The 24301-nt window shown below is 42.2% G+C and carries 20 protein-coding genes; 12 read left to right on the top strand and 8 right to left on the bottom strand.

Translation table 11 applies throughout. The features are described from left to right. Positions 1–64: 64 nt before the first annotated feature. Positions 65–931 carry a sulfite exporter TauE/SafE family protein gene (locus tag H6G92_RS00225; protein ID WP_190889601.1) on the top strand — a complete coding sequence of 289 codons (867 nt, stop codon included), beginning with the start codon at positions 65–67 and terminating at the stop codon, positions 929–931. A gap of 215 nt (positions 932–1146) precedes the next feature. Here the strand turns inward: H6G92_RS00225 and H6G92_RS00220 are convergent, their stop codons facing one another. Together H6G92_RS00220 and H6G92_RS00215 are read right to left on the bottom strand one after the other, a co-directional pair. Beyond that, positions 1147–1602: a pentapeptide repeat-containing protein gene (locus tag H6G92_RS00220; RefSeq protein ID WP_190889598.1), complete on the bottom strand. Its 456-nt coding sequence runs from the start codon at positions 1600–1602 to the stop codon at positions 1147–1149. Positions 1603–1893: 291 nt separating this feature from the next. Next, a complete protein-coding gene (locus tag H6G92_RS00215) occupies positions 1894–2757 on the bottom strand; it encodes an alpha/beta fold hydrolase (RefSeq protein ID WP_190889596.1) in 864 nt (287 codons plus the stop codon). Between the two features lie 207 nt (positions 2758–2964). Between H6G92_RS00215 and H6G92_RS00210 the strand changes: the two genes are divergently transcribed. The 6 genes from H6G92_RS00210 to H6G92_RS00185 all read left to right on the top strand — a co-directional run bounded on the left by H6G92_RS00210 (position 2965) and on the right by H6G92_RS00185 (position 9477). Next, the gene (locus H6G92_RS00210; protein ID WP_190889593.1) at positions 2965–3783 is read left to right on the top strand and encodes a DUF1206 domain-containing protein; all 819 of its coding nucleotides are present in this window, start codon (positions 2965–2967) and stop codon (positions 3781–3783) included. A gap of 33 nt (positions 3784–3816) precedes the next feature. Then, complete coding sequence (locus H6G92_RS00205; protein ID WP_190889591.1) at positions 3817–4968, top strand: glycoside hydrolase family 10 protein; 1152 nt, start codon at positions 3817–3819, stop codon at positions 4966–4968. 12 nt (positions 4969–4980) lie between these two features. Next, positions 4981–5409, top strand: a complete 429-nt coding sequence (locus H6G92_RS00200; protein WP_190889589.1) for a DUF2358 domain-containing protein — start codon at positions 4981–4983, stop codon at positions 5407–5409. Positions 5410–5763: 354 nt separating this feature from the next. Further along, the gene (crtD, locus tag H6G92_RS00195; protein ID WP_190889586.1) at positions 5764–7278 is read left to right on the top strand and encodes a C-3',4' desaturase CrtD; all 1515 of its coding nucleotides are present in this window, start codon (positions 5764–5766) and stop codon (positions 7276–7278) included. Positions 7279–7430: 152 nt separating this feature from the next. Further along, entirely contained in the window at positions 7431–8537 is a 1107-nt protein-coding gene (locus H6G92_RS00190) for a saccharopine dehydrogenase family protein (RefSeq protein ID WP_190889584.1), read from the top strand. Between the two features lie 550 nt (positions 8538–9087). Beyond that, positions 9088–9477 (top strand): hypothetical protein, encoded by a 390-nt coding sequence (locus H6G92_RS00185; RefSeq protein WP_190889582.1) that lies wholly within the window; start codon positions 9088–9090, stop codon positions 9475–9477. A 298-nt stretch (positions 9478–9775) separates the two neighbouring features. On the opposite strand, the gene H6G92_RS00180 is transcribed toward H6G92_RS00185, so the two are convergent. After that, entirely contained in the window at positions 9776–11074 is a 1299-nt protein-coding gene (locus H6G92_RS00180) for a cation:proton antiporter (protein WP_190889580.1), read from the bottom strand. A 498-nt stretch (positions 11075–11572) separates the two neighbouring features. Between H6G92_RS00180 and H6G92_RS00175 the strand changes: the two genes are divergently transcribed. Continuing rightward, complete coding sequence (locus H6G92_RS00175; protein ID WP_190889577.1) at positions 11573–11836, top strand: hypothetical protein; 264 nt, start codon at positions 11573–11575, stop codon at positions 11834–11836. A 205-nt stretch (positions 11837–12041) separates the two neighbouring features. On the opposite strand, the gene pirA is transcribed toward H6G92_RS00175, so the two are convergent. Beyond that, positions 12042–12197 (bottom strand): arginine synthesis PII-interacting regulator PirA, encoded by a 156-nt coding sequence (pirA, locus tag H6G92_RS00170; RefSeq protein WP_190889575.1) that lies wholly within the window; start codon positions 12195–12197, stop codon positions 12042–12044. 111 nt (positions 12198–12308) lie between these two features. Here pirA and H6G92_RS00165 point away from each other — a divergent pair, with 111 nt between their 5' ends. Continuing rightward, positions 12309–13112 carry an SAM hydrolase/SAM-dependent halogenase family protein gene (locus H6G92_RS00165; RefSeq protein ID WP_190889572.1) on the top strand — a complete coding sequence of 268 codons (804 nt, stop codon included), beginning with the start codon at positions 12309–12311 and terminating at the stop codon, positions 13110–13112. A gap of 98 nt (positions 13113–13210) precedes the next feature. Here H6G92_RS00165 and H6G92_RS00160 read toward each other — a convergent pair whose 3' ends face one another. Together H6G92_RS00160 and H6G92_RS00155 are read right to left on the bottom strand one after the other, a co-directional pair. After that, a complete protein-coding gene (locus H6G92_RS00160; protein WP_190889570.1) occupies positions 13211–15199 on the bottom strand; it encodes an ATP-binding protein in 1989 nt (662 codons plus the stop codon). Then, complete coding sequence (locus H6G92_RS00155) at positions 15196–16470, bottom strand: DUF4255 domain-containing protein (RefSeq protein WP_190889568.1); 1275 nt, start codon at positions 16468–16470, stop codon at positions 15196–15198. The genes H6G92_RS00160 and H6G92_RS00155 overlap by 4 nt, the downstream gene beginning before the upstream one ends. Positions 16471–17041: 571 nt before the next feature. On the opposite strand from H6G92_RS00155, the gene H6G92_RS00150 reads away from it, so the two are divergent. Continuing rightward, positions 17042–19015 (top strand): serine/threonine protein kinase, encoded by a 1974-nt coding sequence (locus H6G92_RS00150; RefSeq protein WP_190889566.1) that lies wholly within the window; start codon positions 17042–17044, stop codon positions 19013–19015. 85 nt (positions 19016–19100) lie between these two features. Here H6G92_RS00150 and H6G92_RS00145 read toward each other — a convergent pair whose 3' ends face one another. Beyond that, the gene (locus tag H6G92_RS00145) at positions 19101–20702 is read right to left on the bottom strand and encodes a peptide ligase PGM1-related protein (RefSeq protein ID WP_190889564.1); all 1602 of its coding nucleotides are present in this window, start codon (positions 20700–20702) and stop codon (positions 19101–19103) included. Between the two features lie 687 nt (positions 20703–21389). Between H6G92_RS00145 and H6G92_RS00140 the strand changes: the two genes are divergently transcribed. Then, on the top strand, positions 21390–22262 hold the full coding sequence (locus tag H6G92_RS00140) for an SDR family oxidoreductase (RefSeq protein WP_190889562.1): 873 nt from the start codon (positions 21390–21392) through the stop codon (positions 22260–22262). A gap of 193 nt (positions 22263–22455) precedes the next feature. Next, positions 22456–22713 (top strand): hypothetical protein, encoded by a 258-nt coding sequence (locus H6G92_RS00135; protein WP_190889560.1) that lies wholly within the window; start codon positions 22456–22458, stop codon positions 22711–22713. Positions 22714–22773: 60 nt separating this feature from the next. Here the strand turns inward: H6G92_RS00135 and mgtE are convergent, their stop codons facing one another. Continuing rightward, a complete protein-coding gene (gene mgtE, locus H6G92_RS00130; protein WP_190889558.1) occupies positions 22774–24174 on the bottom strand; it encodes a magnesium transporter in 1401 nt (466 codons plus the stop codon). Between the last annotated feature and the right edge of the window lie 127 nt (positions 24175–24301).

Below are 24301 nucleotides of genomic sequence, written 5' to 3'. Positions count from 1 at the left end.
TCAACTCTTTGCAAACAGTCAACCACGAGTAGTTTAACGAGGAAAAGACCTAAGCAGAAAATTGATGAAAAAGAATAACTCGTCTGCGCCGGAGCCTACAACTACAAGCTTGGAAGTGCGTCGTTTCCGATTATCCTTTCTTTATGCCGTGCCAATTGGGCTGTTAGGAGGGCTGATTGGCTTGGGAGGCGCAGAGTTTCGGCTGCCAGTCCTGGCTGGAACATTGGGCTATTCAGTGCGGCAGGCTGTACCTCTGAACTTGGCTGTCAGCTTGATTACGATTGCTGCATCCTTGGTAATCCGGGGCAGTACGCTTTCCTTCAGCCCCGTTATTCCATTGCTGCCTGTAATCTTCTCCTTGATTGCCGGAGCGGTTACCACTGCTTTTTTTGGGGTGGCGGTCGCGGGAAAACTCTCAAACGAACAGCTTGAGCGAATCATCTTGGTGCTATTGGTAGTCATTGGCATTGCCTTGATAGTCGAGGGTTTTCTACCTCAACAAATACCAGCCCTTCTACCCCCTGCTTTCAGTTGGCGCATTTTGGCAGGTATCTTATTTGGACTAGCAATTGGGCTGGTAAGCAATCTACTTGGGGTTGCTGGGGGTGAAGTAATTATCCCAACACTTGTTTTCGCTTTTGGTGCAGATATTAAGACAGCAGGTACAGCCAGTCTTCTAGTTAGCTTACCAACTGTACTGGTAGGGGTTATTAAATATGCTAATCGAGGTGCATTTGTAGATCGTACAGCCTTGAGCAATACCATAGCGCCTATGGGAGTTGGTTCGGTGATTGGAGCCATCATTGGAGGAATGCTTGTTGGCATTTTTCCAGCATCGGCACTCAAGATTACACTAGGGGTAATCTTGAATATCTCCGCGTTTCGGGTCTTTCACAAAGCCAAGTCCTCTAATGAAAAGCCTGAAAGCTAGACATAGCAATAATTTTCAGCCTAAATTACACTTTTTGCACGGATATTCGATTCAGCCCCAATAAGAAAACCCCTCTGCTTTCGTCATAGTAAAGTCATTACAAAGCAGAGGGGTTTCATTTTTTATTTTTGTATAGACAGATTTTAAGGATAATACCGGCAAAAAACCAGTTTCTCTGATGTTGTGTTTATTTTAACCTGCCTACTCAGTTCAGCCTAGTCCCAATCGGGAATCTCGGCATCTTCTCCACCAATCCCGATTCCAGTGTTAAATATTTCGGCATCAGTGAGATTGAGATCATTCATTGATGCTTTATACACATTAGAATCGTGAATCATAGCGCGAGTAAAATTTACCCCGTTGAGGTTGGTTTGCTTCAAATTTACATTGGCTACATAAGCTGATGTTAGGTTAGCACCTGCCAAATTTGCACCAGTTAAGTCAGCACCTTCGAGGTTAGCCCCTACAAGGTTGGCTCCTTGGAGCTTCGAGCCTCTCAAGTCAGCACCAATTAAATGAGCGCCACTGAGGTTAGCTCCCGCTAGATTGCACTGGATACATTCCCCAGTTGAAAGCAGCTTTTGTAAATCCTGCGGATTCTCGGCTTTAACCGAGCTAGTGAAAAATAGGGGAGTTGCTAAGGCCATGGCCGCTAATAGCTGGAGTTTCATAATTTTCCCCCTTAAATAATCAAGTTGCGTCCGTTCTGTCCCTCACAACTCTATTATCTCATTAAACTTCATAAGGTCAATCTATTTACTAACAAGTTAGTTGTGATATGAGACAGGGATAACGATAATCTAACAAATGCCGTTAATTCTGATTTTTGGCGATTTTTACTTGACAATCCCCAAAAAACTGCCAGTGTTAAATCACTATTAAATCTTTTTAAAAGCTTGCACTACTCGCCATAATTTGGCTACTTTGATAAGTATTTATACTTTTTAATAAATACTGTTAGATTAAGCCGTCAGAAATTCTCGCATATACCGATTGACCAACTCAGGCTGTTCTTGCTGCACCCAATGGCCGCAATGGGGAATGTACTTAATTTGAAAGTCCCTAACATAGGCTGCGGTGTCGTAGGTTAGTTCCTTGCCAAGTGCAGTATCATTTTCTCCCCAAATCATTAGTGTTGGCACTTCCAGAATGCCCCAATTGGGATTTAGCATTCTCTGCTGAAAAATATTGCGGTAATAGTTCAACATTGCTGTGAGGGCACCGCGTTTTGCAGCAGCATCTTTATATGCGTCAATATCTGCTTTGGTGAAAGCACTCTTGTTAACTGCTGTACCTTTAAAAGCTGTTTCAATTGCTTGGTAGTCTGAAGATTGTAAAAGTAATTCTGGTATCCACGGTAGTTGAAATAGGAATATGTAGTTGCTACGTAGCAACTGTTGGGGAGTGCGTAAACCTTGGGCAAATTTGGCAGGATGAGGCAGGTTAAGGATAATTAATCGCTCTAGCATTTCGGGGTGAGCATAGGCAAAATTCCAAGCGATCGCACCTCCCCAATCATGTCCAACTAAAACACATTTTTGGTATCCTAATCCTTTAATTACTCCTTCAACATCTTTGATAAACTCATCCATTACATAAGCTGATTGATCATTTGGTTTATCGCTATCGTTGTAACCACGCAAGTCAATGGCGACAACTTTAAAATCTTGAGCAAATTCTGGTATTTGATGCCGCCAAGAGTACCAAAACTCAGGAAACCCATGCAACATCAACATTAATGGCCCTTCACCTTGGGTAACGTAGTGTAGTTTTACCCCATTGGTAGTTATATATTCGTGTTTCCAAGAGCTTTCTATTAAAGACATAATTAATCCAAACTCAGCATTAAAAAATACTAAATAATAATACTGTGCTTAATAAGTGTAATATTTTTTGAGCAGCCTCACATCTATTAAAAGACAGTATTACGATAGGGACTTTTTGCAAAAAAATTAGACTATTTTCCCTGGGGTAGATGTGAATCGTGGGTAAATTTTGGTAAAAGGTAGATATAATAATTCTCCACAACTACCATGACACAACAGTTGGCAAACCATGCTTCATTGTGGGTTGAGCGACTGGGACGATTTGGCTATGTTTCTAAGGGAGTAGTTTACGGTATAGTTGGACTACTGGCAGCACAGGCAGCTTTTGGCACGGGTGGTAAAACAACTGATACCCAAGGCGCTCTCCAAACAATCGTCAACCAGCCATTTGGTAAATTTTTGCTGGCTTTAGTTGCAATTGGCTTGATTGGATACGTAATCTGGCGTTTTGTACAGGCAATTAAAGACCCAGAAAATAAAGGTAATGATGCCAAAGGTTTGGCAGTGCGAATTGGTTACGCAGTCAATGGACTGATTTATGCAAGTTTAGCCTTAAGTGCTGTGCAAATCGTTATGGGTACAGGCAGCGCTAAAAATAGTAGTGATTCTACTGAAGATTGGACGGCACGTTTGCTTTCTCAACCCTTTGGTCAATGGCTAGTTGGAACTGTGGGGGTGTTTGTAATTGCTCTAGGCTTCTATCAGTTTTATCAAGCTTTTAGTGGCAAATTTCGTAAAGAACTCAATTTAACTGAATTAAGCAACAAAGAAGCCCAATGGGTAATGAGGATTTCCAGATTTGGTTTAGCGGCAAGGGGTATAGTATTTTGTATTATCGGTTGGTTTTTAATTGAAGCTGCAAGGCAATCGAACGCTGCTACCGCACAAGGTTTGGATCAAGTATTACAGACTCTAGCACAACAGCCTTATGGAGCATGGCTTTTGGGTATTGTGGCGTTAGGTTTGGTTGCCTATGCCATTTACACAATCATACAGGCACGTTATCGTCGGCTAGTCAATGTTTAGATGGTGCAGTGCCGAGAATTTCAATTTATAGAAATGGCAATAGAAACCCGTGGTATCTGGCTGACCACTACTGATAGTAAAGTTCTCAGGTCAAAGGAACGTATTGCTGAGGCGATGAATTTTCTGGCCGAGACAGGATTTAATGTGGTGTTTCCCGTTGTTTGGAACAAGGCAGTAACTTTATATCCTAGTCAAACAATGCAGCAGACATTTGGAGTCGAAATTGATCCTATGTCTGTAGGCCGCGACCCTTTGGAAGAAGTGGTAGTTGAGGCGCGGCGAGTTGGGTTGAAAGTTATTCCTTGGTTTGAATACGGTTTTGCCAGTTCCTACAATTTGAATGGTGGTGTACTTTTACAAAAAAAACCGGAATGGGCTGCGCGTGATTGTAACGGTAACTTACTGAAGAAAAACGGCTTTGAGTGGTTGAATGCACTCGACTTACAGGTACAGGAATTTTTGTTGAACTTGGTGCTGGAAGTTGTGAAGAATTATGATGTGGATGGTGTTCAAGGAGACGATCGCTTCCCTGCATTACCCTGTGAAGGTGGCTATGACGAGGTAACTATCACCCGCTATCGCCAGGAATTTGATCGCAATCCGCCACAGAACCCTAAGGATAGGCAATGGTTACAGTGGCGTGCAGATATTCTGACTGACTTTTTGGCGCGTCTCTACGGGGAGGTGAAAGCAGTTAATCCTAATTTGCTAGTAGCGATCGCACCTAATATTTATGATTGGGCATTCCAGGAATATCTGCAAGACTCCCCCACATGGCTGAACCGGGGAATAGTTGATATGATTCAGCCGCAGATTTATCGCCGTGATTTTAGGAGTTATCAAGCGATCGCTGATAAACTAATAAACCAGCAGTTCACAGATGCGACACTGCCGAAGTTAGCACCGGGAATACTGATGAAGCTTGGTTCTTATTGCATTAGTCCAGAATATCTGGTGCAGGCAATTGAATACAATCGCCAACTTGGCATTCAAGGAGAGGTATTCTTTTTTTACGAAGGTTTGCGCGAGAATAACAATACCCTAGCGAAAGTTTTGCGAAATGGCCCTTATGCTAAGTCTGCATCATTTCCCACTCTGTCAGATTTGAGTGCGGGTGGTGTAGATAACAAGAAGACATCTTCTATTTGGCGAGGAGTGGAAAGGTTGTTAAAAAAGATTTTTTAAGGAAAAATGCGCGTGGAATCTCAATTATCGGTAGAACAGGTAATTAAGACTTTAAAAGAGGATTTACCAACACTTTTTGAAAAAGATATCTCCTATGATATTTATACACAGGATATCTACTTTAAAGATCCGGTAAATACATTTAAATACAAATTTAATTATCGCATTATATTTTGGACTTTGCGATTTCACGCTAGGCTATTTTTTACCAATATTTACTTTGATGTGCATGAAGTATCTCAGTCAGCCGAAGACACTATTTTAGCAAAGTGGACAGTGCGAGGAGTGTTACGCGTTCCTTGGAAAGCAGATTTGCTTTTTAATGGCTATTCAACGTATAAACTAAATCAAGATAACTTGATATACGAGCATATAGACACTTGGGATCGTAAACCTGGGGAGATTTTACGGCAGTTTTGGCAAAGGGGAAGAGAGAGCTAATTAGCTGTTACAGATTCATTCTTGAGACGAAGAATAATTAAGCAGGTAATTTCTGTTTCCTCTTATAACTTTATTTTAGAAGCCCTTTTCTATGCAACTTCATATTAAATTGGTATAAAAAGATTTTCGTTGATTGTTGCGGGGGTTAGTTGTACTTTTTTTGACTATCGAATAGCGAATTCTACGTTGTCGTGGTTTTCCTGGTTTCCAACCTGGAGACTTTCTACGAGCTTTAGGCGAACGGCAAAAATACACGGTAGGAGCGCACAGCTATCTGCGATCGCATCCCATTTAACTTTGAGATTAAGGTAAAATTATGAGTAGAAATATGAAGAATTTTAAATAAACTAATCAATGTCCAGCATTTCTCTTGACAAAAGTAACTCTCGTGTTGTTGTTATCGGTGCCGGAATAGGTGGACTGACTGCTGGAGCATTATTAGCTCATAGAGGTTACAGCGTCTTAATTTTGGATCAGGCCCTCGTACCAGGAGGCTGTGCTTCGACGTTTAAACGGCAGGGATTTACCTTTGATGTGGGCGCAACTCAGGTGGCGGGGTTGGAACCAGGGGGAATTCATCACCGCATTTTCTCAGAATTGAAAATTGATTTACCGGAAGCAACGCCTTGTGATCCTGCTTGTGCAGTGTATTTACCTGGGGAAAGCACACCGATTAATGTTTGGCGCGACCAAGAGAAATGGCAAGAGGAACGACAAAAACAGTTTCCCGGTAGCGAACCGTTCTGGCAATTGATGGCAACTTTATTTGATGCCAGTTGGGAATTTCAAGGACGTGATCCTGTGCTACCACCACGTAATTTATGGGATTTTTGGCAGCTAACGCAAGCGGTGCGTCCCAGTACATTAATTACCGTACCCTTCACTTTGTTTACGGTAGGAGATGCTTTACGGTTATGTGGACTAGGAAATGACCAACGACTGAGAACTTTTTTAGATTTGCAACTGAAGCTATACTCCCAGGTGGATGCAGAACAGACAGCATTACTTTATGCCGCCACAGCGTTGAGTGTATCCCAACTGCCCCAAGGATTGTTTCACCTCCAGGGAAGTATGCAAGTATTAAGCGATCGCTTGGTACAATCCTTAGAAAGAGATGGCGGCAAACTATTGATGCGCCACACTGTAGAAAAAATCAAAGTAGAGAATGGCAAAGCTACTGCTGTAGTAATTAGAAATCAGAAAACCGGCGAAGTCTGGACAGAAGCCGCCGACCACATAGTTACCAATGTCACCGTACAAAACTTGGTGCAGTTATTGGGAGAACAAGCACCATCTGGATATAAAAATCGGGTGAAAAAACTGCCCCAAGCATCGGGTGCGTTTGTGGTTTATTTGGGTGTAGATGCCAGCGCGATTCCGCCTGGATGCCCTCCTCACCTCCAATTTCTGTACGATGTCAATGGCCCCATTGGCGAGAATAATTCCCTGTTTGTTTCCGTCAGTCATCCTGGAGATGGTCGCGCACCGGAGGGGAAAGCGACAATTATCGCTTCTTCATTTGTCGATCCTGCACAGTGGTGGCAGACTGAAGATTATGAAGGACTAAAAGAAAAGTTTACCCAAGAAGCGATCGCTCGTCTTGCCCAATACTTCTATCTCAAACCAGAAACGATTATTTATCAAGAAGCCGCAACACCCCGCACCTTTGCCCATTTCACAGCCCGCGATCGCGGTATAGTCGGTGGCATAGGTCAAAGGATTCCGACCTTTGGCCCCTTCGGGTTCGCCAATCGTACACCCATCCAGCATCTGTGGTTAGTTGGTGACTCCACCCATCCAGGGGAAGGTACTGCTGGGGTGAGTTATTCGGCGTTAACAGTAGTCAGGCAAATTGATGCGCAAATGTAGTACATTGTCAAGTTATTTTTTAGTCTTTACTACTAACTTGCTTACAACAATAAAAGCAGAAATTTCGTGAAATGGTATAAATCATACTTGTAACCGATGGCAAATAGGATGGAAAACTGATGAAATAAGGTTAGTGTTGCTAATCTGGAGTAATGACAGACAGCGTTTTAATTCTTGGTGGACGGGGGCGGATTGGTAGCAGTGTTGCTCAGGATCTTGCTACCCATACGCAGGCTAAAATTACAATTACTGGACGTTCTGCGGAGTTTGGGAAGGCTGTTAGCTTGTCTTCGGGAGGACAGGTGCAGTTTTTGGTATTGGACTTGGCAGAAGTTGACAAGTTGCGAGATGCGATCGCAAACTCTAATTTAGTCATTCATTGTGCTGGCCCATTTCATTATCGAGATACTAATGTTCTCGAAACCTGTATTTCTCAAGGCGTTAATTATGTAGATGTCAGCGACCATCGTTCTTATACCAGCAAAGCTCTGAATTATCATGAACAGGCTGCTGCTGCTGGTGTAACTGCAATTATTAATACTGGCATTTTTCCTGGTATTTCTAACAGCATGGTACGTCAAGGTGTTGAACAATTTGATAAACCAGAAAAGATCCATTTAAGTTATTTGGTTTCTGGTTCTGGTGGTGCTGGCATTACAGTGATGCGGACAACTTTTCTGGGGTTACAGTATCCTTTTGAGACTTGGATAGATGGAAAATGGGAGTTAATTAAACCTTATAGTGAAAGAGAATTAGTTGAGTTTCCACCTCCCTATGGACTCAGCGGAGTTTACTGGTTTGATATGCCAGAAACCTTTACGCTGCCCAAAGCTTTCCCATCAGTAAAAACTGTAATTACTAAGTTTGGATCTGTTCCCGATTTTTACAATCATTTAACTTGGATTGCAGCACACGTTTTTCCAAAGTGGTTAATGCAACGCCGTTACATGATTGAATTTCTGTCTCATGTCAGCCATTCCATGACAGATGTTACTAATAATTTTAGTGGAATTGGTGTAGCAGTTCGTTCAGAAGTTACAGGGCAAAAAAATGGTGAAACAGCCGTTTATTGCTCAACTATAGTGCATGAAAATACAGCGGCTGCTTCTGGTTGTGGTACAGGTAGTATTGCCCAGTTATTGCTAGAAGGTAAACTCAAGAAACCAGGTGTTTTTGCTGTTGAAGAAGCACTACCAACAAATTTATTTGAAGATGTAATGCAAAGCCGAGGAATTAAAATTAATCACACTTGGTTATAGCTTAATTCGCTTGGGTTAAGCACGTAAGCTCAAAGTTTGATCATTAATCTCGCGTTTCATTGCTATCTCATCTCAAAATTAATTTTGAAGCTAATAGTTATAGCGGTTCTCGTTTACGTGATACACCAGTAGGGGCACGGCAGTGCCGTGCCCCTATAATTAGCGATATAATGTTATACCGCATCTGAGTGGGAACCGCTATAGAGGTCATTTAAGAGAACACTCAAGACAAGATTTTTAGCTATGTTAGCTGGCTATCTATAATAGAGTGAAAATTTCAGTCCACTTCAGTGAACTTGAATTATTACCCCAGAACTAAAGTTCTGGGCAGAATTTCGTTAAGTACGACAATTTGAGTATTACAAAAATCTAAGTAGTGCTAGGGGCTAAAAGGTTTCAATAGCATCAACTTAACTATAGGTAAAAATTAATATATCTTGCGGTAGAAGGAAAAACTGTACCTAAACACTTAGGATGCCTGTGAGCCTTAAATATTGAATATATTTATACATGAGCAAGGCTTATAACAGAACAACAGGAGGAGTTTTCCGTGCAAAAAATTCTATTAACTTTAAAGAAAGCGTTACGTTCAAGCTTTTTGGTTATTGGCTTAATTATTTTCATCAGCTTGTCAGGTTCATTCATTTTCGTTCAGCAGGCTAGTTATGCAACTACTCTTGAAGAATTAAAGCTAATACCCCCAGAGTATAAACCAAATTCTGAAGAAAAAATCAATCGCGCTAACGAATATGATCCAGGTGTTGGCGTTCAAGAAGAAAAACGACAAGAAGCTTATGAGCAAGCAATAAAAGATTCAGAAAATCTTAATACTCTAGAGAAAACTTACGAAAGGAATTTGAAGGCTGAACAAGAACAAAATCCCCCAGAAAGTTTTGGTGAAAAAGCCAAAGAAGTTATTGAAAAGGTGACAGGTAAATAGGAAATATAAACCTTAACCTTAAACCTAACTCCTTCCCAACAATATATAGCGGTTCCCACTAAGATGCGGTACAACATTATATCGCTAGGTGTAGGGGCACGGCAGTGCCGTGCCCCTACGGGTGTACCTCACGTAAACGAGAACCGCTGTAAGGAGAATAAAACTCAAAACCGGAGAGAGGTTTTGAGTCAGGTTTAGAAAATTAAATTGTAGGGTGTGTTACTGCTAAAGCGGAACACACCTTAAATTTTTGATGGCGCGTTACGGTTTAGCTATAACACTACAACAAAAATTAATTTTACTCAAATTCATCTATTGTGGCGGGAGGAGTAGCTTTTCTCTGATTAGTAAGATTGCGCTCATACCACTTCATTAATGGAGTTGCACTAATTCCATGTATAATCACAGAAACTACAATAGTAGTGTAAGTTATCCAAGCAATTTGTTCAGCGGCTTCTCCTTTTAATCCATGACCAAACGCATAGGCAAGATAATATAAAGAGCCGACACCACGAATACCAAACCATCCAAATAACCAGCGAGTTCCTGGATGAAAGGTTCGGCGGTGTGAGTCGAGAGGGCGTTTACCTATTGTGCTAATCCAAACTCCTACAGGTCTGATTACGAATAATAATAAAATTACTACTAATAAAGATTGCATAGCATAGTTGAGCATTGGTTGCAATAATAATATTGAACCTAATAGTAGAATTGTTCCAACTTCCAGCAGCTTTTCAACTTGCTCAACAAATTCCAATTGCGCTAGCGGTTTTTCAGGATTTCTGTAACTGCGTTGGATAACTAACCCAGCAACAAATACTGCCAAAAATCCATAGCCATTAACCATTTCTGTTAAAGAATAAGTCAGTAGAATTGTGCTGATAGCAATAAAATCTTCCATTAACTCATCAGCAGGACGACGTTTTTGAATTCTTTTTTCAATCCAAACTATAGATTTGGCAACGACAATTCCCATAACAATGCCGGCTGCGATCGCCCAAATTAAATCAACCGCAATCCACTCTTTAAACCAATTACCCCAGTTATCATCTTTTAATGCATGAATGCCAAAGTAAACGAAGGGAAAAGCTAAAGCATCGTTTAACCCACCTTCAGAAGTTAAACCAAATCTCAACTCATCTTGGTCATTTGTATCGGTCAGTTGTACTTCTGATGCTAATACTGGATCGGTAGGTGCGAGAATTGCTCCTAATAAAATTGCTTCTCCCCAATTCATCCCTAAAAATAATTTACCTACAGCAGCCAAAGCAAAAATTGACATTGGCATCAGAAATACAATTAATCGTGCCGTAATACCCCAAACCCCCAATTTTAGAGGGCGAACAATTTTTAAACCGCAGCTAAATACAGAAATAATTACTACAAGTTCTGTGATTCTCTCCAGCAGTTCGGCATTAAAAACTTCATCTCGACGTAATTGAATCAGCCCTAAGCCGTAAGGGCCTAGTAAAATACCAACTAGTAGATAGATAATAGCAAAAGAAAGAGGTAAGCGAGAAATCCAACCTGACCCTAATGTGACCATTAGCAGAAGCAGACCAATCACAAATAGCTCAATAATATAGATATCTACCATATAGCGGTTTATATAAAAATTAGGCGTTACTTTGTAAGCTTAGTTGCAATAGCTTGATGTTAGAAATTACCTATGGACAGATTTTCTGGAATTGTAAATTGGGGATTCACACCCGCTACCAAATTTGATTGAGAATAAGGGAATAAATAAATGTGGCGTTGGCTTTTCCCGCCTTCTCTACGAGATGCTCCGTGAACGGCATCGCGCTTTGATAAAGAGTTGTTGGTATATAAGTAGAACGAAATGACTTTGCGAAGCGGTTTGATTATTCCCCTCTGAATTAAAACACAGCCCCTAAAATAATGGGATGTAGCACAAGAATATGGCTAACGCTCACTTGTGCGCTCCTAGTAATGGTCTGTATCCCCCAGTTTTTCACTCAGATATCGCCTATTTTAGTACAAATATACTATAATAAAGTTAGCGTCCACAAAGCCTAGTTAAATGCATAACGGCTCTGTGAAAACCTTCTGGAAGATGGATTCAAGGGTTAGTTCGATGATGAAGCATTACATTCTCAACCTCAATCCGACTGCCAAGCATGAATGGGATCGGTGTATTTTACGTGACCCGCTGACCGCTAAACGCCCAGACATTGCCAAATTAATTGCTGAAGCGGTTGGTGCTGATACAGGCAGTTATCTGGTGAGCGTGAATATCGAAGTTCAAGTTTTAGAACAGGCCGCAGTACCTCAAGCCGAACAACTCTCACTTTCATTTCCAGAGGTGAGTGTACCGTCACAGCTACGGGAAGTGGCTTGAGCTAGTGTCTAAAAACTGTATTTTTGAATACAGTTTTTAATAGTCAACTAAAGGAGGTGTATACTCCAGAGCGATCGCAGTTTTTTCTATATGCAACTGGGTTAGTTAAAACGTTGTAAGAGCGAAATTACTAAAAAACCTCCTAAAAACAAAAAAACCCGCTATAGCGGGTTACACAACAAACTAAGAACAATGAAAACTTGATTTAGCTGGAATACCTCATTTCAGCTTCTAGTTGACGAATCAGTTGTTCGTCGCCCTTTGCTCTGGCTACTTGCAAGCGATGCTCTAGGCTTTTTTGAATATTCTCTCTGTGAGTTTCTTGTGCTTTCCTGACACTTTGTAGTCTACCTTGATTCATAATGATTACCTTCTTTAATTTTTTGCTTTATGTCTGGTATTCTTAACATAGCATATATTTTGTAGCTGTTGCTACAGAAATTTCGGAATTAATGTAGATTTTAGCAAAAATATGTCTAAAAAGCAGATAGGTCAACAACCACTCGTGACTTTACTGAGTGATTTCGGCGATCGCGATGTTTATGTAGGCATAATGAAGGGTGTCATAGCCCAAATTAACCCCAGACTGACGGTGGTAGACTTAACGCACCAAATTCCACCGCAAGACATAGCCGCAGCCAGGTTTTCCCTGATGAATGCTTGTCCCTATTTCCCCGTTGGCACAGTGCATGTGGCAGTAGTAGATCCGGGTGTGGGAAGCAAGCGACGAGCGATCGCAGTAGAATTTGCTCAAGGGTTTTTGGTAGGCCCAGATAATGGTATCTTTAGCGGGGTACTTAGTCAAAGTCCTGCGATCGCAGCCGTCGAACTCACAAATCTTAACTATTGGCAAACTCTTCAACCAAGCAAAACTTTTCACGGTAGAGATATCTTTGCACCAGTGGGAGCTAATCTTGCTAGTGGTGTCTCCCTCAAACAGCTAGGACAAGAAATTGAGCCAGCAAGTTTGGTAACACTGGATATAGGCGAGTGCAAGCAAACAAGCACTGGTGTAGTGGGTTGCATTCAATATATTGACCACTTTGGCAACTTAGTGAGCAACATTGCAGGGAGTTACGTACAAGGCAAAACTTGGTCTGTGCATGCTGCGGGGTTGAGTATACCAGGCTGTGAAACTTACAGTGATGTTAACGTGGGAGAAATAATAGCTTTAGTTGGCAGTCACGGCTGGATAGAAATTGCCATTAATAGCGGCAATGCTCACTCACAGTTGCACTTAAATTGGCAAGAAACGCTTCAAGTTGTGCTAACGTGAACCACTTACGAGTCGTGATGCGTAAAGCCCCCGTCATTCATGCGGGGGATATAAGCGAATAGCTGAATTTATTCAGCCGTCAAGATTGTATGAAATCTTCACATCCACCCCCCAACTTCCGCCTCAGTCAAAGGCTTCTCTAATTTGGTATATTCTGTCTGAGCAGCCCGCAACACGTGTTTCATCTGCACTGGTTCCCCAGCATCGGCAGCGAGGAAAGCTGCATTTAAGGCTATGTTACGGATATTACCCCCAGCGACATTGAGTCGTGCTAGTTGCAGAGCATCTAAATCTGCGGTTGGGGTGTCAGTTGGAAAGACGCGTCGCCAAATCTCGGCTCGTTGCGTTGTATCCGGGAAGGGGAACTGCACTACAAAGCGAATGCGCCGCAGAAAGGCTGTATCAATTGCACTCTTCAAGTTAGTAGTCAGGACTGCTAAACCTGGGTAGCTTTCCATCCGTTGCAATAGGTAGCTAACTTCGATGTTTGCGTAGCGATCGCGGGCATCTTTAACCTCACTCCGTTTGCCAAATAAAGCGTCAGCTTCATCAAATAACAAAATTACCCCGCCTTGTTCAGCAGCATCAAATACCCGGCGCAAATTCTTCTCTGTCTCGCCAATATATTTGCTGACTACCGACGATAAATCAATGCGATAAAGGTCGAGACGCAATTTATGGGCCAGCACTTCTGCTCCCAAGGTTTTACCAGTGCCGCTAGCACCTGCAAATAAAGCGCTGATTCCCAATCCTCGCGCACTCTTGGCAGCAAACCCCCAATTGTTATATACAGTACTCCGTTGACGCACATGAGCTGCAATTTCCCGGAGAACTTGTTTCTGTGCCTCTGGTAATACTAAGTCCTCCCAATCACCAGATGGCTCAATTCGCTGGGCGAGTTCATCCAAGCGCGGACGTGCTTGCACACGGCAGGCATCCCATAAAATGCTAGTGATATCGTTTTCTGGTGTTTGTGCTAACTGCCCTACGGCTTCTGCACAAGCAGCGCGGATGGTTGCGGCGCTTAGGTTGAACTGATCCACTAGGGTTTTAACTTGCCCGTTCATTTGCGGTGCAATTGCACCTAGTGCATCTTGCCAAACTACACCTTGTTCTTTGATAGTTGGTTGATGTACGTCAAAATTAACTACTAGGCGTTGTGATAAGCCGATCCGTTCTCGACTCGTGACTATTAAAAAGCCGTTTGTGCGTTCAATGAACCGAGCGATCGCATTCAGCCGCGCTGTATCATTAGTATCCAGATCGTTGCAGTCTATTAGTAATGCACACTTACTTAAAATCGTCTCACGAGTCCATAGGCGGATGAGATTATCCAACTCGCCAGGTGCTAAGGGAATGACTTGTGCAGGCATTACCCACAGGCTTAAACCCTGGCTCTGACAAATTGTAGCGGCAATGGCACGTTTGCTGACAGTTTCGTTACTACATAACTGAACGATTGGTAAGCTATTAACCTTGTAAGCTTGCGACCAAACTGCTGCTACTCGTTCTGCTAAATCTTGGTGCGAGGGTACTAAATCACTAACCTCTTGTAATGGCTCAATGATCCCAGCTAATCGTTCGTCAAGATATTGAATACCCGTTAAATAATGTAAAATCCGCTCGTCAATTCTCAAGGGACTGAGAGTAAGGGAATGACCGTCACCAACCTGAATTAACCGCCAATGACGTAAGGGAGCATTTGGAGCGATCGCATCCCAGTGGACGTTAGGTAAAGCTGCCAGAGCTAAACTTAAGGTTGGGTAAGCTCGTTGTGAATCCCCGTGGACTATAGCACATAACTTCGCAAAATCTCCATTCAATTCCATACCTGCACACAACAGCAACAAATCACGTTCAAAGGGTGAGAGGCTAAATATTTTGCACACTCTCTCCAATGTCGATGGTGCAGGCATAGCAGCAGCAGCTTCCTGTAACGCTTGCTGTAAATGCTCTTGGTTTTTCTCCTCAGGTTGATTTTGCTCTTTTGCCGTGTGATTTTCTAAAATACCACGCACCACAGCTAGGGCTGCTGATAGATAGCGGTAGTTTGCCTCATCCCAATTGTAATTTGTCGTAGCATTCATAGAATTGTCACCTGTGGCGAATCATATTCCCCGGACTGATTTTTATGCAGTGGACTTTCCGCCCCATCTACCTGCACCCGGACAATATAAGTTCCTGGTTTCACATTTTTGACAGGAATAGTGATTGCATCAGTGTTTTCGGTGCGTGGTGCAACCAAGAAAGAGTAAGCTACCGGGTTATCACCTGACGCTTCATTAAGTAGCAAAACTACCCGCTGTGCCTTACCAACTTTGGGCTGGAATTTAACGATAATTTCTGCTGTGCGTAAATTGTCGCCGCTATTTTCCACTTGAGCGACAAATGCTGAAATTGTTGGATGGAGGACAAAAGTTGCAACGTTTGATTCAACTAGATAATCCGTTTGTCCTGCGTTGTTCATCGTTAGATGTACAACTTGGATACCCTGCACACTTGCGTACAAATCTGGCGGGACTAACAAGCTGATTTGCGTTTCTTTAACATCCTGAGGTACTAGTAATGTCTCCGTATTACCCAAACGAACTCGTGTGATCTCACCCCGTAACCGTTTACCACGAATTACTAATGTTGTGCCCGCAACAATCATTTGCTCAGTCTTTGCCGTAGCCATAACTTGCTCTATACTCGGCTGAGACAAGGGCATTATATAGAAACTTTCAGAGTTGTCAGATTTGCTACTTTCAATCAATACCATTGATGCCAGATAGGTAGCTGAAGGTCGATAGTGCGTTTGTAAAGCAGACCATAACTTAGAAGTTTCTTCCATGTTAAAAAATTCTGGAGTCAGTTTGATCTGCCCAATTTGTTCAGCTAAATCGGATACAGACACACTTGCTAAAGCTTGCGAAAAAGCACTTGAGGTATTGGTTGTAGAGGCATTTCTCAGAGTATTCTCAATAATATCCGATGTGATAGCTGGTGTTTTGTGTAATAAATGCATTGCGTAGCCAAGTAGAAGCTCCGCCTGAAAATCCTTGGCTCCATAGGCTGTTAGCAAGTAATGGAGATCAAGAGCTAGTGGTGGAGTCGGAGAGCGCGGGTTTCCATTAATACGTGAGTGCCTGCTCCGAAATTCCTGAGATACCCAATCGACATTGCGATTCTGCGTCACTTGATAGAGAAATAGGTTAATTTGAGCACGCTCGTCAGCTTCAACTGAAATTCGATCAGGCGGCAGGGCAGTTACAATCACATCACCAACACTAGCAGTGATCGGATCACTGACTAAACCATTTTCCAGCAAGACTTTTAGTACTGCTGTCACGGCGGCTATAGAGAGCACATTACTCATCCTCGTTCCTCATGGCAATAGCACATATCAATCATGTACGCCTGAGCACATTGACAGAATATATTTTGCAAAACTTTAAATATTCTGTAACGGAGACTATCTGCACGGTATACAAAAATACATAAGCAATAGTCTGTCAAGTTTGAGTTGCTAGGTTCTTGGTTTGCGCTTTAATGCAAACTAAGAACAATCCCCACCCCTCAATTATTTCTTAATGGACTACTACTTATTAGCAGCTCGGCAGATAAAAATAACCTTAATTCGATGAGTAGAGTCTGCTATAGCTCAAAATCAGGAAAAAAGAGTTACGCTGACGACCCTCGTCGAATTTGCGTTAACTTATATATCAGAAACTAATTTCAACTGTCATAGGTCTTAACTTTAAACATTTTATCAAATTCTTCGCATTACTTTAAGTTAGTAATATGTTAAGCTGAGTATAATTAGATAAATACTAGTAGCATATATTACTAACTACTTAAGGTTACGAAGCAAGCAATCATATTTGTAATACTAGTAGTATCTCTGACGAAAGTTAACACTTTAAAGTAACTAGGATGGGTTGCCCCAGATGAAATCCCCACCTTCTTCAAATTCTTGGATTGGACGCTTCGTAGGTGATAACGAGCGATACCGTTTAGACAGACGGTTAGCCGGGGGTGGCATGGGAGAAGTCTTCCTGGCAACTGACACCCGTGTAGGTCAGCAGGTAGCACTGAAGTTGCTCAAAGATACGCTGGTGGCATCACAAGAAATGAGAAAGCGTTTTGAGCGTGAGGTGGCAGTTTGTGCTGCTTTGCAAAGTGACCACATCGTTAAGATTAGTGATTGTGGAGTCACCCCAGAAGGTTTTCCATTTTATGTAATGGAATATTTGCGGGGGCAAACCCTTAGGCAGTTACTGCTACGCGAAAAGCGGCTATCTGTTGAGCGGACTGTGAAGATTATGGCGCAAGTTTGCAAAGGTTTACAGCTTGCCCATCATGGGGTAACTCTCCAAAGGGATGGAGGTAAAACCACTGAACATATTCAGGTAGTTCATCGTGACCTGAAACCAGATAATATATTTTTAGTGCCTACAGATTTGGGAGAGTGGGTAAAAGTTTTGGATTTTGGTGTTGCCAAAATTCGGAGTGAATCTTCAGAAAATTCCAATATTACAAATATAACTAGTACATTTATTGGTACGTTTCGTTACGCACCTCCTGAGCAAATCCAAAGTGATAAAAACCTGGACGCTAGGGGTGATATTTACAGTTTAGGGATTATCCTTTATGAAATGCTGAGTGCAGCCGACCCCTTTGGAATCAGCATTAAGGGTAGTCATATTAGTGAAGCTTCTTGGGTATTAGCTCATGCTTATGAACCACCAAAACCACTGCGATCGCAACCAGGGTGTGAGCACCTACCCGTACAATTGGAAGAGGTAGTGATGAAATGCCTGCACAAGAACCCAGCTAACCGATTTGCAACAGTAGAAGAATTGAATCAGGCTTTGCAAGCTGCTGCCAAATTTGTCACAGGGACTACTAGTGTACCCGGACAGGCTACTGGGGAGCCGCAACCTTTTTACAATCAAGGTTCAAATCACGAAACTGTTCCAAGACAATCGAACGAAGACACTATTGTGCGTCCTCCATCTGCATACAATCAAGGTTCAAATCACGAAACTGTTCCAAGACAATCGAACGAAGACACTATTGTGCGTCCTCCATCTGCATACAATCAGGGTTCAAATTACGAAACTGTTCCAAGACAATCGAACGACGACACTATTGTGCGTCCTCCATCTGCATACAATCAAGGTTCAAATCACGAAACTGTTCCGAGACCATTTCAACCAGTTGAGCAAAACCAATCTGAGGAAACCGTTCCTCCCCTTCAAGCTGGATACAACCAAGGTTCAAATCACGAAACCGTTTCGAGACCATTTCACCCAGTTGAGCAAAGTCAACCAAGTCCTGTGAATAATCCAAATGCCAGCAAACCGGACGTGACATTATATCAACCACGACCTGCGTCTAATCAAAGCGGGCAACAAGCGCCACCAGATAAGACCTTGTTTCAACCAAGACCTGGAGCTAATCAGGGTGGGCAACAAGTGCCACCAGATAAAACATTGTTTCAACCAAGACCTGGGTCTAATCAGAGTGGGCAACAAGTGCCACCAGATAAGACCTTGTATCAACCAAGACCTGGGTCTAATCAGAGTGGGCAACAAGTGCCACCAGATAAGACCTTGTATCAACCGCGACCTGCATCCAACCAAGGCAGACCACAAGTGCCGCCAGATGTGACGTTGTATCAACCGCGACCTGCATCTAATCAAGGCAGACCACAAGTAGCAACAGATGACACTATTTACCAACCAAAGCTAAATGGGCAGCTAGCTACGAGAATTTCTCCCAATTTCTTGCGAATCCTGGGAGTGGTCTTTGCCATTGGGCTGACTTTAGCATTGGTAACATATATATATACTCAATTTCAATCTCGTAAAGAGCCAAATAACCAACAAAGTTTACCTAATAGTAGCATTCAAAACTAATCAGCTAATGAGCGTTAGGCAAGAGCGTAGATTATGTACATAATCTACGCCCCTAAGCCGATTCATGTGTTGCAAACGACATTCTTTAACTATATTCATCCCAAACTACGGGAAAGGAATAATTTGAAACCGCCGATAAATCATGATTTTCGCTGCGGGTTTCTTCATCTAGAACTTTCACAACTTTGTTATAAATGTCTTGTGCTTGTTGCGGGGAATCACCGATGCTGGTTAATCCCAACTTGCCAAACTGCGAAAGGCAACCCATAAGATGAAACACTGTACCCGTTTCAGTACCACTGTCAAAGTGCAGTCTGTGGTGAGCGATGATATCCATCAAATCATTAGGTAATAATCCCTGATAGCGCTCTTTTTGCAGATTATCAGTGGCAATGTAATATTTTGGACGACCTTGCTGACTATAAAATAAACCCGTGGAAAGGTCATAACGCCCGTTCGTTAATAATTTCAAGGTCATGAATGGATGAGTTGTACCGCCTTTACGCAGGTTAATTTCGATCGCCTGAATATCCCACTCTCCATTACCATTGTCAACGGTGATAAAATCTACGCCAAATCGCTCTAAAGTGCCTTTCTCTGCTAGCTTTCTACCAACTTGTAACCCCAATTGCTGTAATTGCAACCGATAGCTTTCATCAGCCGGAAAGCGACATCCAAGATAAATCTGACCGTCTGGGCCTCCGAGAATTTGGTCGTGGGTTGAAAGGATTTCCACTTCGCCAGTGGGAGTGATTCGTCCTTGGACGCTGGGCGATCGCTTAATTTCCCCTTCCACAAATGCTTCGGTAATTGCCCCCAATTCAGGGATTCTTCCCGAAAAATTATCCCAAGTCTCTTGTTTTGCTTGAAAGCGCATTGTTGAGAAGCGATCGCTAATTGCTGCTACTCTTTGCGCATGAGTCCCAATACCTGGTGCTAGATTCTCAATTGGTCTAAGATCAAGCAATGCATTTCCCTCTCCAGAAATGCCTTCGTTGAGTTTTACTACAACCCGTTTTAATGTCGGTTGTCGTTCCCACAAATCACTGGTAGCTTCTGCTAAATCTGTATGGTTCCAAATTTTTTCGCTGCCATCTGGATGCGGTACTCCGCTTTCGGCGAAGATTTGCCGACTGCCACTTTTTGTCCCCCAAATCTGTAAATCCGGTGCGGCAGCATACAGCGGTACACCCAATTTTACAGACAATTCGCCTTCCCAGTGCGAAGAGTTGTAGCAAATCATAAATGATTTATCTAGCCTCAAAGCTTGATGAATCCGCTTTAGCAGGCGGGGGCGTTCTAAAATCTTTTGGCTGAGAGGCTTAAGCGAGGAATCGTAAGTAGAAAGTAGTAGCAAGCGATTGCGAGCATGAGAAAAGGGAATTCCTGGCAACAGTTGCAGATAATAATCAATGATACTAGGATGCAGAGGTACTGATGTTACATAAACCAGCCGAGTCTGAGGATTCTGCAACCGAATTAAAGAAAATAGTAATCTTTCTTCATAATGTTCGCAGCCTTCGATCTTTTGGAGTTCGCGCTGATCGAGACTCAGGGAGGGAATAATTAAAATATCCGCTTCATTATTGTCAAATGACTCGCTCGTTTTCCAGCGATCGCTCAGGGTTAATTGTAAGTGGTGAAACTTTTCAACCTGCTCTAACTCAGAAATATTTAGTATTGCCATAACCCCTACCCTCTAATAATCTCAATGTAGCGCACCACGTAGGCTTTTGGGCTATTATGCGGACTAGTCGTCAGATACTTGTGCAAGAAATTTAGTCTACAAAAAGGCAACTATGCAGATATCAGCCTAAATAAATATTAACATTAACTAAAATCGATGGTATAAAAGTAAGTATTTTTGCAACTACGAAGTTAGAAAGTATAAATCTTGATTTTTATTTAGCGAAAATGGCTCAATTGTTGAGGCACAATCAATGATTGTAGACTAATTCAGCAACACTTATTTATTTGATTTATTTTACGTCTTAAGGTTGAGCAAATGTCAGCTTATTTTACCTCTATGGAGCGATAAAGTAAAGCAACATAATAGTTAACTTAAAAGCAGATGAGAAGGAGAAATCCTTCATCGCATGAGAGTTGTATACTTGTTTTTCGTGGTCAGGTGAATAGCGTGTGTCAGGTGTGAGGATAAATAATGTAAGCCGCGTACAATTGCCAGCAAGAAGTACGTTTGGTAAGCATCCGTGGTATAAACGCCTAAAATTGCAAATGGCTAGTGAGAGCCAAAGCAAAAAATAAACCTTGGGTTGAATTTTCGATCCAAGGTTTACTTTTGAAATGGGGACTAGAGACTGAAGAAGGCTTTTACCAACATCCAATTACATTCAATATTACCGAAACAAAAACTATGGCTAAATCAAAAGAGCAAAAAGAGCAAAAATTACAACCGCCACAGCAACAACAACCACCTGGTGTTGAATCAGAAATGACGCCAAAACCCAAAGCAGATGATGAGCAGTATCGGGGTAGTGGCAAATTACAAGATAAAGTAGCATTGATTACGGGTGCAGATAGTGGTATTGGTCGTGCTGTAGCGATCGCATTTGCTAAAGAAGGTGCAGATGTGGCGATTCTTTACCTCAATGAACACGACGATGCTAAAGAAACAAAACATTTGGTAGAAAAACAAGGGCGTCGTGCAGTAACCATTGCAGGCGATATCGGCGATGAAACCTTTTGTCAGCAAGCTATCCAACAGACAGTTGGGGAGTTTGGCAAACTCGATATTCTCATCAACAACGCCGCCGAACAACATCCTAAAGAAAGTATCGAAGAAATCACCAAAGAACAACTAGAGCGAACTTTCCGCACTAATATATTCTCAATGTTTTTCATGACTAAGGCTGCACTCAAGCATTTACAAGCAGGCAGTTCTATTATCAATACCACATCAGTAACAGCTTATAAAGGTAGCCCACAACTACTAGATTATTCTTCTACAAAAGGTGCGATCGTTGCTTTTACTCGTTCCTTATCACAAAATTTGGTGCCTAAAGGAATTCGTGTTAATGCTGTTGCACCAGGGCCAATTTGGACACCTTTAATTCCATCAACTTTTCCTGAAGAGAAAGTTGAAACTTTTGGTAAACAAGTACCAATGCAACGAGCCGGACAACCAGAAGAAGTTGCTCCTAGCTACGTATTTTTAGCTTCTGATGATGCTTCTTATGTGTCTGGACAAGTGTTACATGTCAATGGTGGAGAAGTTGTTAATGGATAAGTGAAAAAGCTGGTCATTAGTTATTAGTCATTGGCCATTGGTTATTTATTTTGGACAAAGGACTAATGACTAATGACAAAGAAATAATTACTTATAACTCTACCCTGATGGTCTTCCATTGGAGGGATGAGACAATATTGAAATATTGATAATCTATCTAGCAGCAAACATTTAAGAAATAATAAGTACGTCTATGGCATCTCCTACACCACTGCATGGCACGGAACTAGTAGATTGTGCTAGAGCAAATGCCAAGCAAGGAATCGAAACTGCTGCTTATCAATGTGGCTATGGTCAAGACCTTAACAAATTTGCACGAGAACTCAGACAAGCTTGTGAAGAAATGAATTTACAAGTGAAGGAACTCAGCGGATTGATTACTGACCAGGACATGATACTGGAATTGGGTACTGGCGAAATTGTTGCTCCAGATACGGCATCAGAATTGTAAAATTAGTCATTTGTCATTTGTACTTTGTTCTTCACTAATGACTAATGACTAATGACTCTTTCATAACTTTAAAATGACCCGTGCCAAATTGAAGTAAATCAAAACGCCTACTACATCAACTGCTGTGGTAATGAATGGTGCTGACATTAATGCCGGATCTAAACGGAGATAGCGAAATAGAAACGGCAGTGCCGAACCGGAGATAGAAGCTAAAAGAGAAATAGCTACCAAACTAGTGCCTACAGCGATCGCTACTTCTAATCGTCCTTGCAGAAAATAAGCCCAGACAGTAGCGATCGTGCCTAACATTCCTCCCAATAATGCACCTGCGATCGCTTCCCGGCCAATTACCTGCAATGCGCCAAGCGATCGGATTTCGTCGGTATTCATCCCGCGAATCACCACTGTGGAAGATTGAGCACCCACGTTACCACCAGTACCAGTCAGCAAAGGGATAAACGCTGTCAGTGTTACCACTTTTGCTAAAAGGTCTTCTTGCGACTTAATAATTGTTCCTGTGATCGTATTGGTTACAAGTAAAACCAACAACCATACAACCCGCTTCCGAGCAATTTCCAGTAAATTCATCTGAAAATAGTTGTCGCCTCCCGACTGCACACCACCACCTAAGGCATAGATATCTTCGGTGGTTTCTTGTTGCAGAATATCAATCACATCATCGACCGTGATAATACCTACTAGACGCTGTTCTCGATCTACGACAGGTACAGCCAAAAAGTCATATCTTTGGATTAATCTCGCAACTTCTTCCTGGTCTGTATCAGTGTGGACAAACACCACATCACGGGTCATAATTTCGCCAATAATTTGCTCAGGCTGAGAAGTTACCAACTCTCGTAACGATACAATCCCTGTTAAGCGCCTTGCCGCATCCATGACATAAAGATAATAAATCATCTCACTGGCATTAGCTAAATTGCGAATTCGCTCTAGGGCTTGAGATACTGTAAAGTTTTCTTTCAGCGAGATTAGCTCTAGCGTCATGATTCGCCCAGCAGTATCAGCTTCATAACCTAATAGTTGGGCTGTAGCTTGGCGTTCTGCTGGACTCAGTTGTTCTAGCAGGCGATTAACGACTTTTGCCGGTAATTCATCAAATAACCTAGCTCGGTCATCCGACGACATTTGATCGACAATATCGCGGACTTCCTGACTTTTAAGTTCCTCGATTAACCGTTCTTGAACACTGTAGTCGAGATATTCATAAACCTCAATAGCCTCATCTTTAGAAAGCAGGCGAAAAGCCAAAGCGTGCATCGCTTCCGGTAAGCCCTCAATCGCCTCGGCAATATCCGCAGGCTGCACAGGTACGAGAATAGCTTTTGCTCCCTGCAAGTCTCCCGCTTCTAGGAGCATTTGCAGCTGAGTCCGCACTAAATCTCGCAATTCCCTGCGTGAGACATTCTGGATGGTAGAGTTTAAATTGTTTGTCTCAGTCAAAGTCCACTTTCCTCAGCCAGTTTGAACAAGGTTGCTGCCCTTAGTCTAGGGGAAAGTGGGAATCTGCAACGTCAAACTTGTAATTTTTCCGACTTTGAGTAAATTGAAAAGTTTTGTAAATTAACAA

Source organism: Nostoc foliaceum FACHB-393 (genome assembly GCF_014698505.1).
GTDB classification, from domain to species: Bacteria; Cyanobacteriota; Cyanobacteriia; order Cyanobacteriales; family Nostocaceae; genus Nostoc; species Nostoc foliaceum_A.
Note: the sequence above shows the minus strand (reverse complement) of the source record. Positions and strands in the feature narration are given on the sequence as shown.

What these genes read in the sequence shown, in the direction of transcription:
- H6G92_RS00220 (WP_190889598.1), bottom strand. Translation starts at nt 1,602, where the DNA reads ATGAAACTCCAGCTATTAGCGGCCATGGCCTTAGCAACTCCCCTATTT.
- H6G92_RS00160 (WP_190889570.1), bottom strand. Translation starts at nt 15,199, where the DNA reads ATGAATGCTACGACAAATTACAATTGGGATGAGGCAAACTACCGCTAT.
- H6G92_RS00150 (WP_190889566.1), top strand. Translation starts at nt 17,042, where the DNA reads ATGAAATCCCCACCTTCTTCAAATTCTTGGATTGGACGCTTCGTAGGT.
- H6G92_RS00165 (WP_190889572.1), top strand. Translation starts at nt 12,309, where the DNA reads ATGTCTAAAAAGCAGATAGGTCAACAACCACTCGTGACTTTACTGAGT.
- H6G92_RS00180 (WP_190889580.1), bottom strand. Translation starts at nt 11,074, where the DNA reads ATGGTAGATATCTATATTATTGAGCTATTTGTGATTGGTCTGCTTCTG.
- pirA (WP_190889575.1), bottom strand. Translation starts at nt 12,197, where the DNA reads ATGAATCAAGGTAGACTACAAAGTGTCAGGAAAGCACAAGAAACTCAC.
- H6G92_RS00205 (WP_190889591.1), top strand. Translation starts at nt 3,817, where the DNA reads ATGGCAATAGAAACCCGTGGTATCTGGCTGACCACTACTGATAGTAAA.
- H6G92_RS00135 (WP_190889560.1), top strand. Translation starts at nt 22,456, where the DNA reads ATGGCATCTCCTACACCACTGCATGGCACGGAACTAGTAGATTGTGCT.
- H6G92_RS00140 (WP_190889562.1), top strand. Translation starts at nt 21,390, where the DNA reads ATGGCTAAATCAAAAGAGCAAAAAGAGCAAAAATTACAACCGCCACAG.
- H6G92_RS00210 (WP_190889593.1), top strand. Translation starts at nt 2,965, where the DNA reads ATGACACAACAGTTGGCAAACCATGCTTCATTGTGGGTTGAGCGACTG.
- H6G92_RS00145 (WP_190889564.1), bottom strand. Translation starts at nt 20,702, where the DNA reads ATGGCAATACTAAATATTTCTGAGTTAGAGCAGGTTGAAAAGTTTCAC.
- crtD (WP_190889586.1), top strand. Translation starts at nt 5,764, where the DNA reads ATGTCCAGCATTTCTCTTGACAAAAGTAACTCTCGTGTTGTTGTTATC.
- H6G92_RS00215 (WP_190889596.1), bottom strand. Translation starts at nt 2,757, where the DNA reads ATGTCTTTAATAGAAAGCTCTTGGAAACACGAATATATAACTACCAAT.
- H6G92_RS00190 (WP_190889584.1), top strand. Translation starts at nt 7,431, where the DNA reads ATGACAGACAGCGTTTTAATTCTTGGTGGACGGGGGCGGATTGGTAGC.
- H6G92_RS00155 (WP_190889568.1), bottom strand. Translation starts at nt 16,470, where the DNA reads ATGAGTAATGTGCTCTCTATAGCCGCCGTGACAGCAGTACTAAAAGTC.
- H6G92_RS00225 (WP_190889601.1), top strand. Translation starts at nt 65, where the DNA reads ATGAAAAAGAATAACTCGTCTGCGCCGGAGCCTACAACTACAAGCTTG.
- H6G92_RS00175 (WP_190889577.1), top strand. Translation starts at nt 11,573, where the DNA reads ATGATGAAGCATTACATTCTCAACCTCAATCCGACTGCCAAGCATGAA.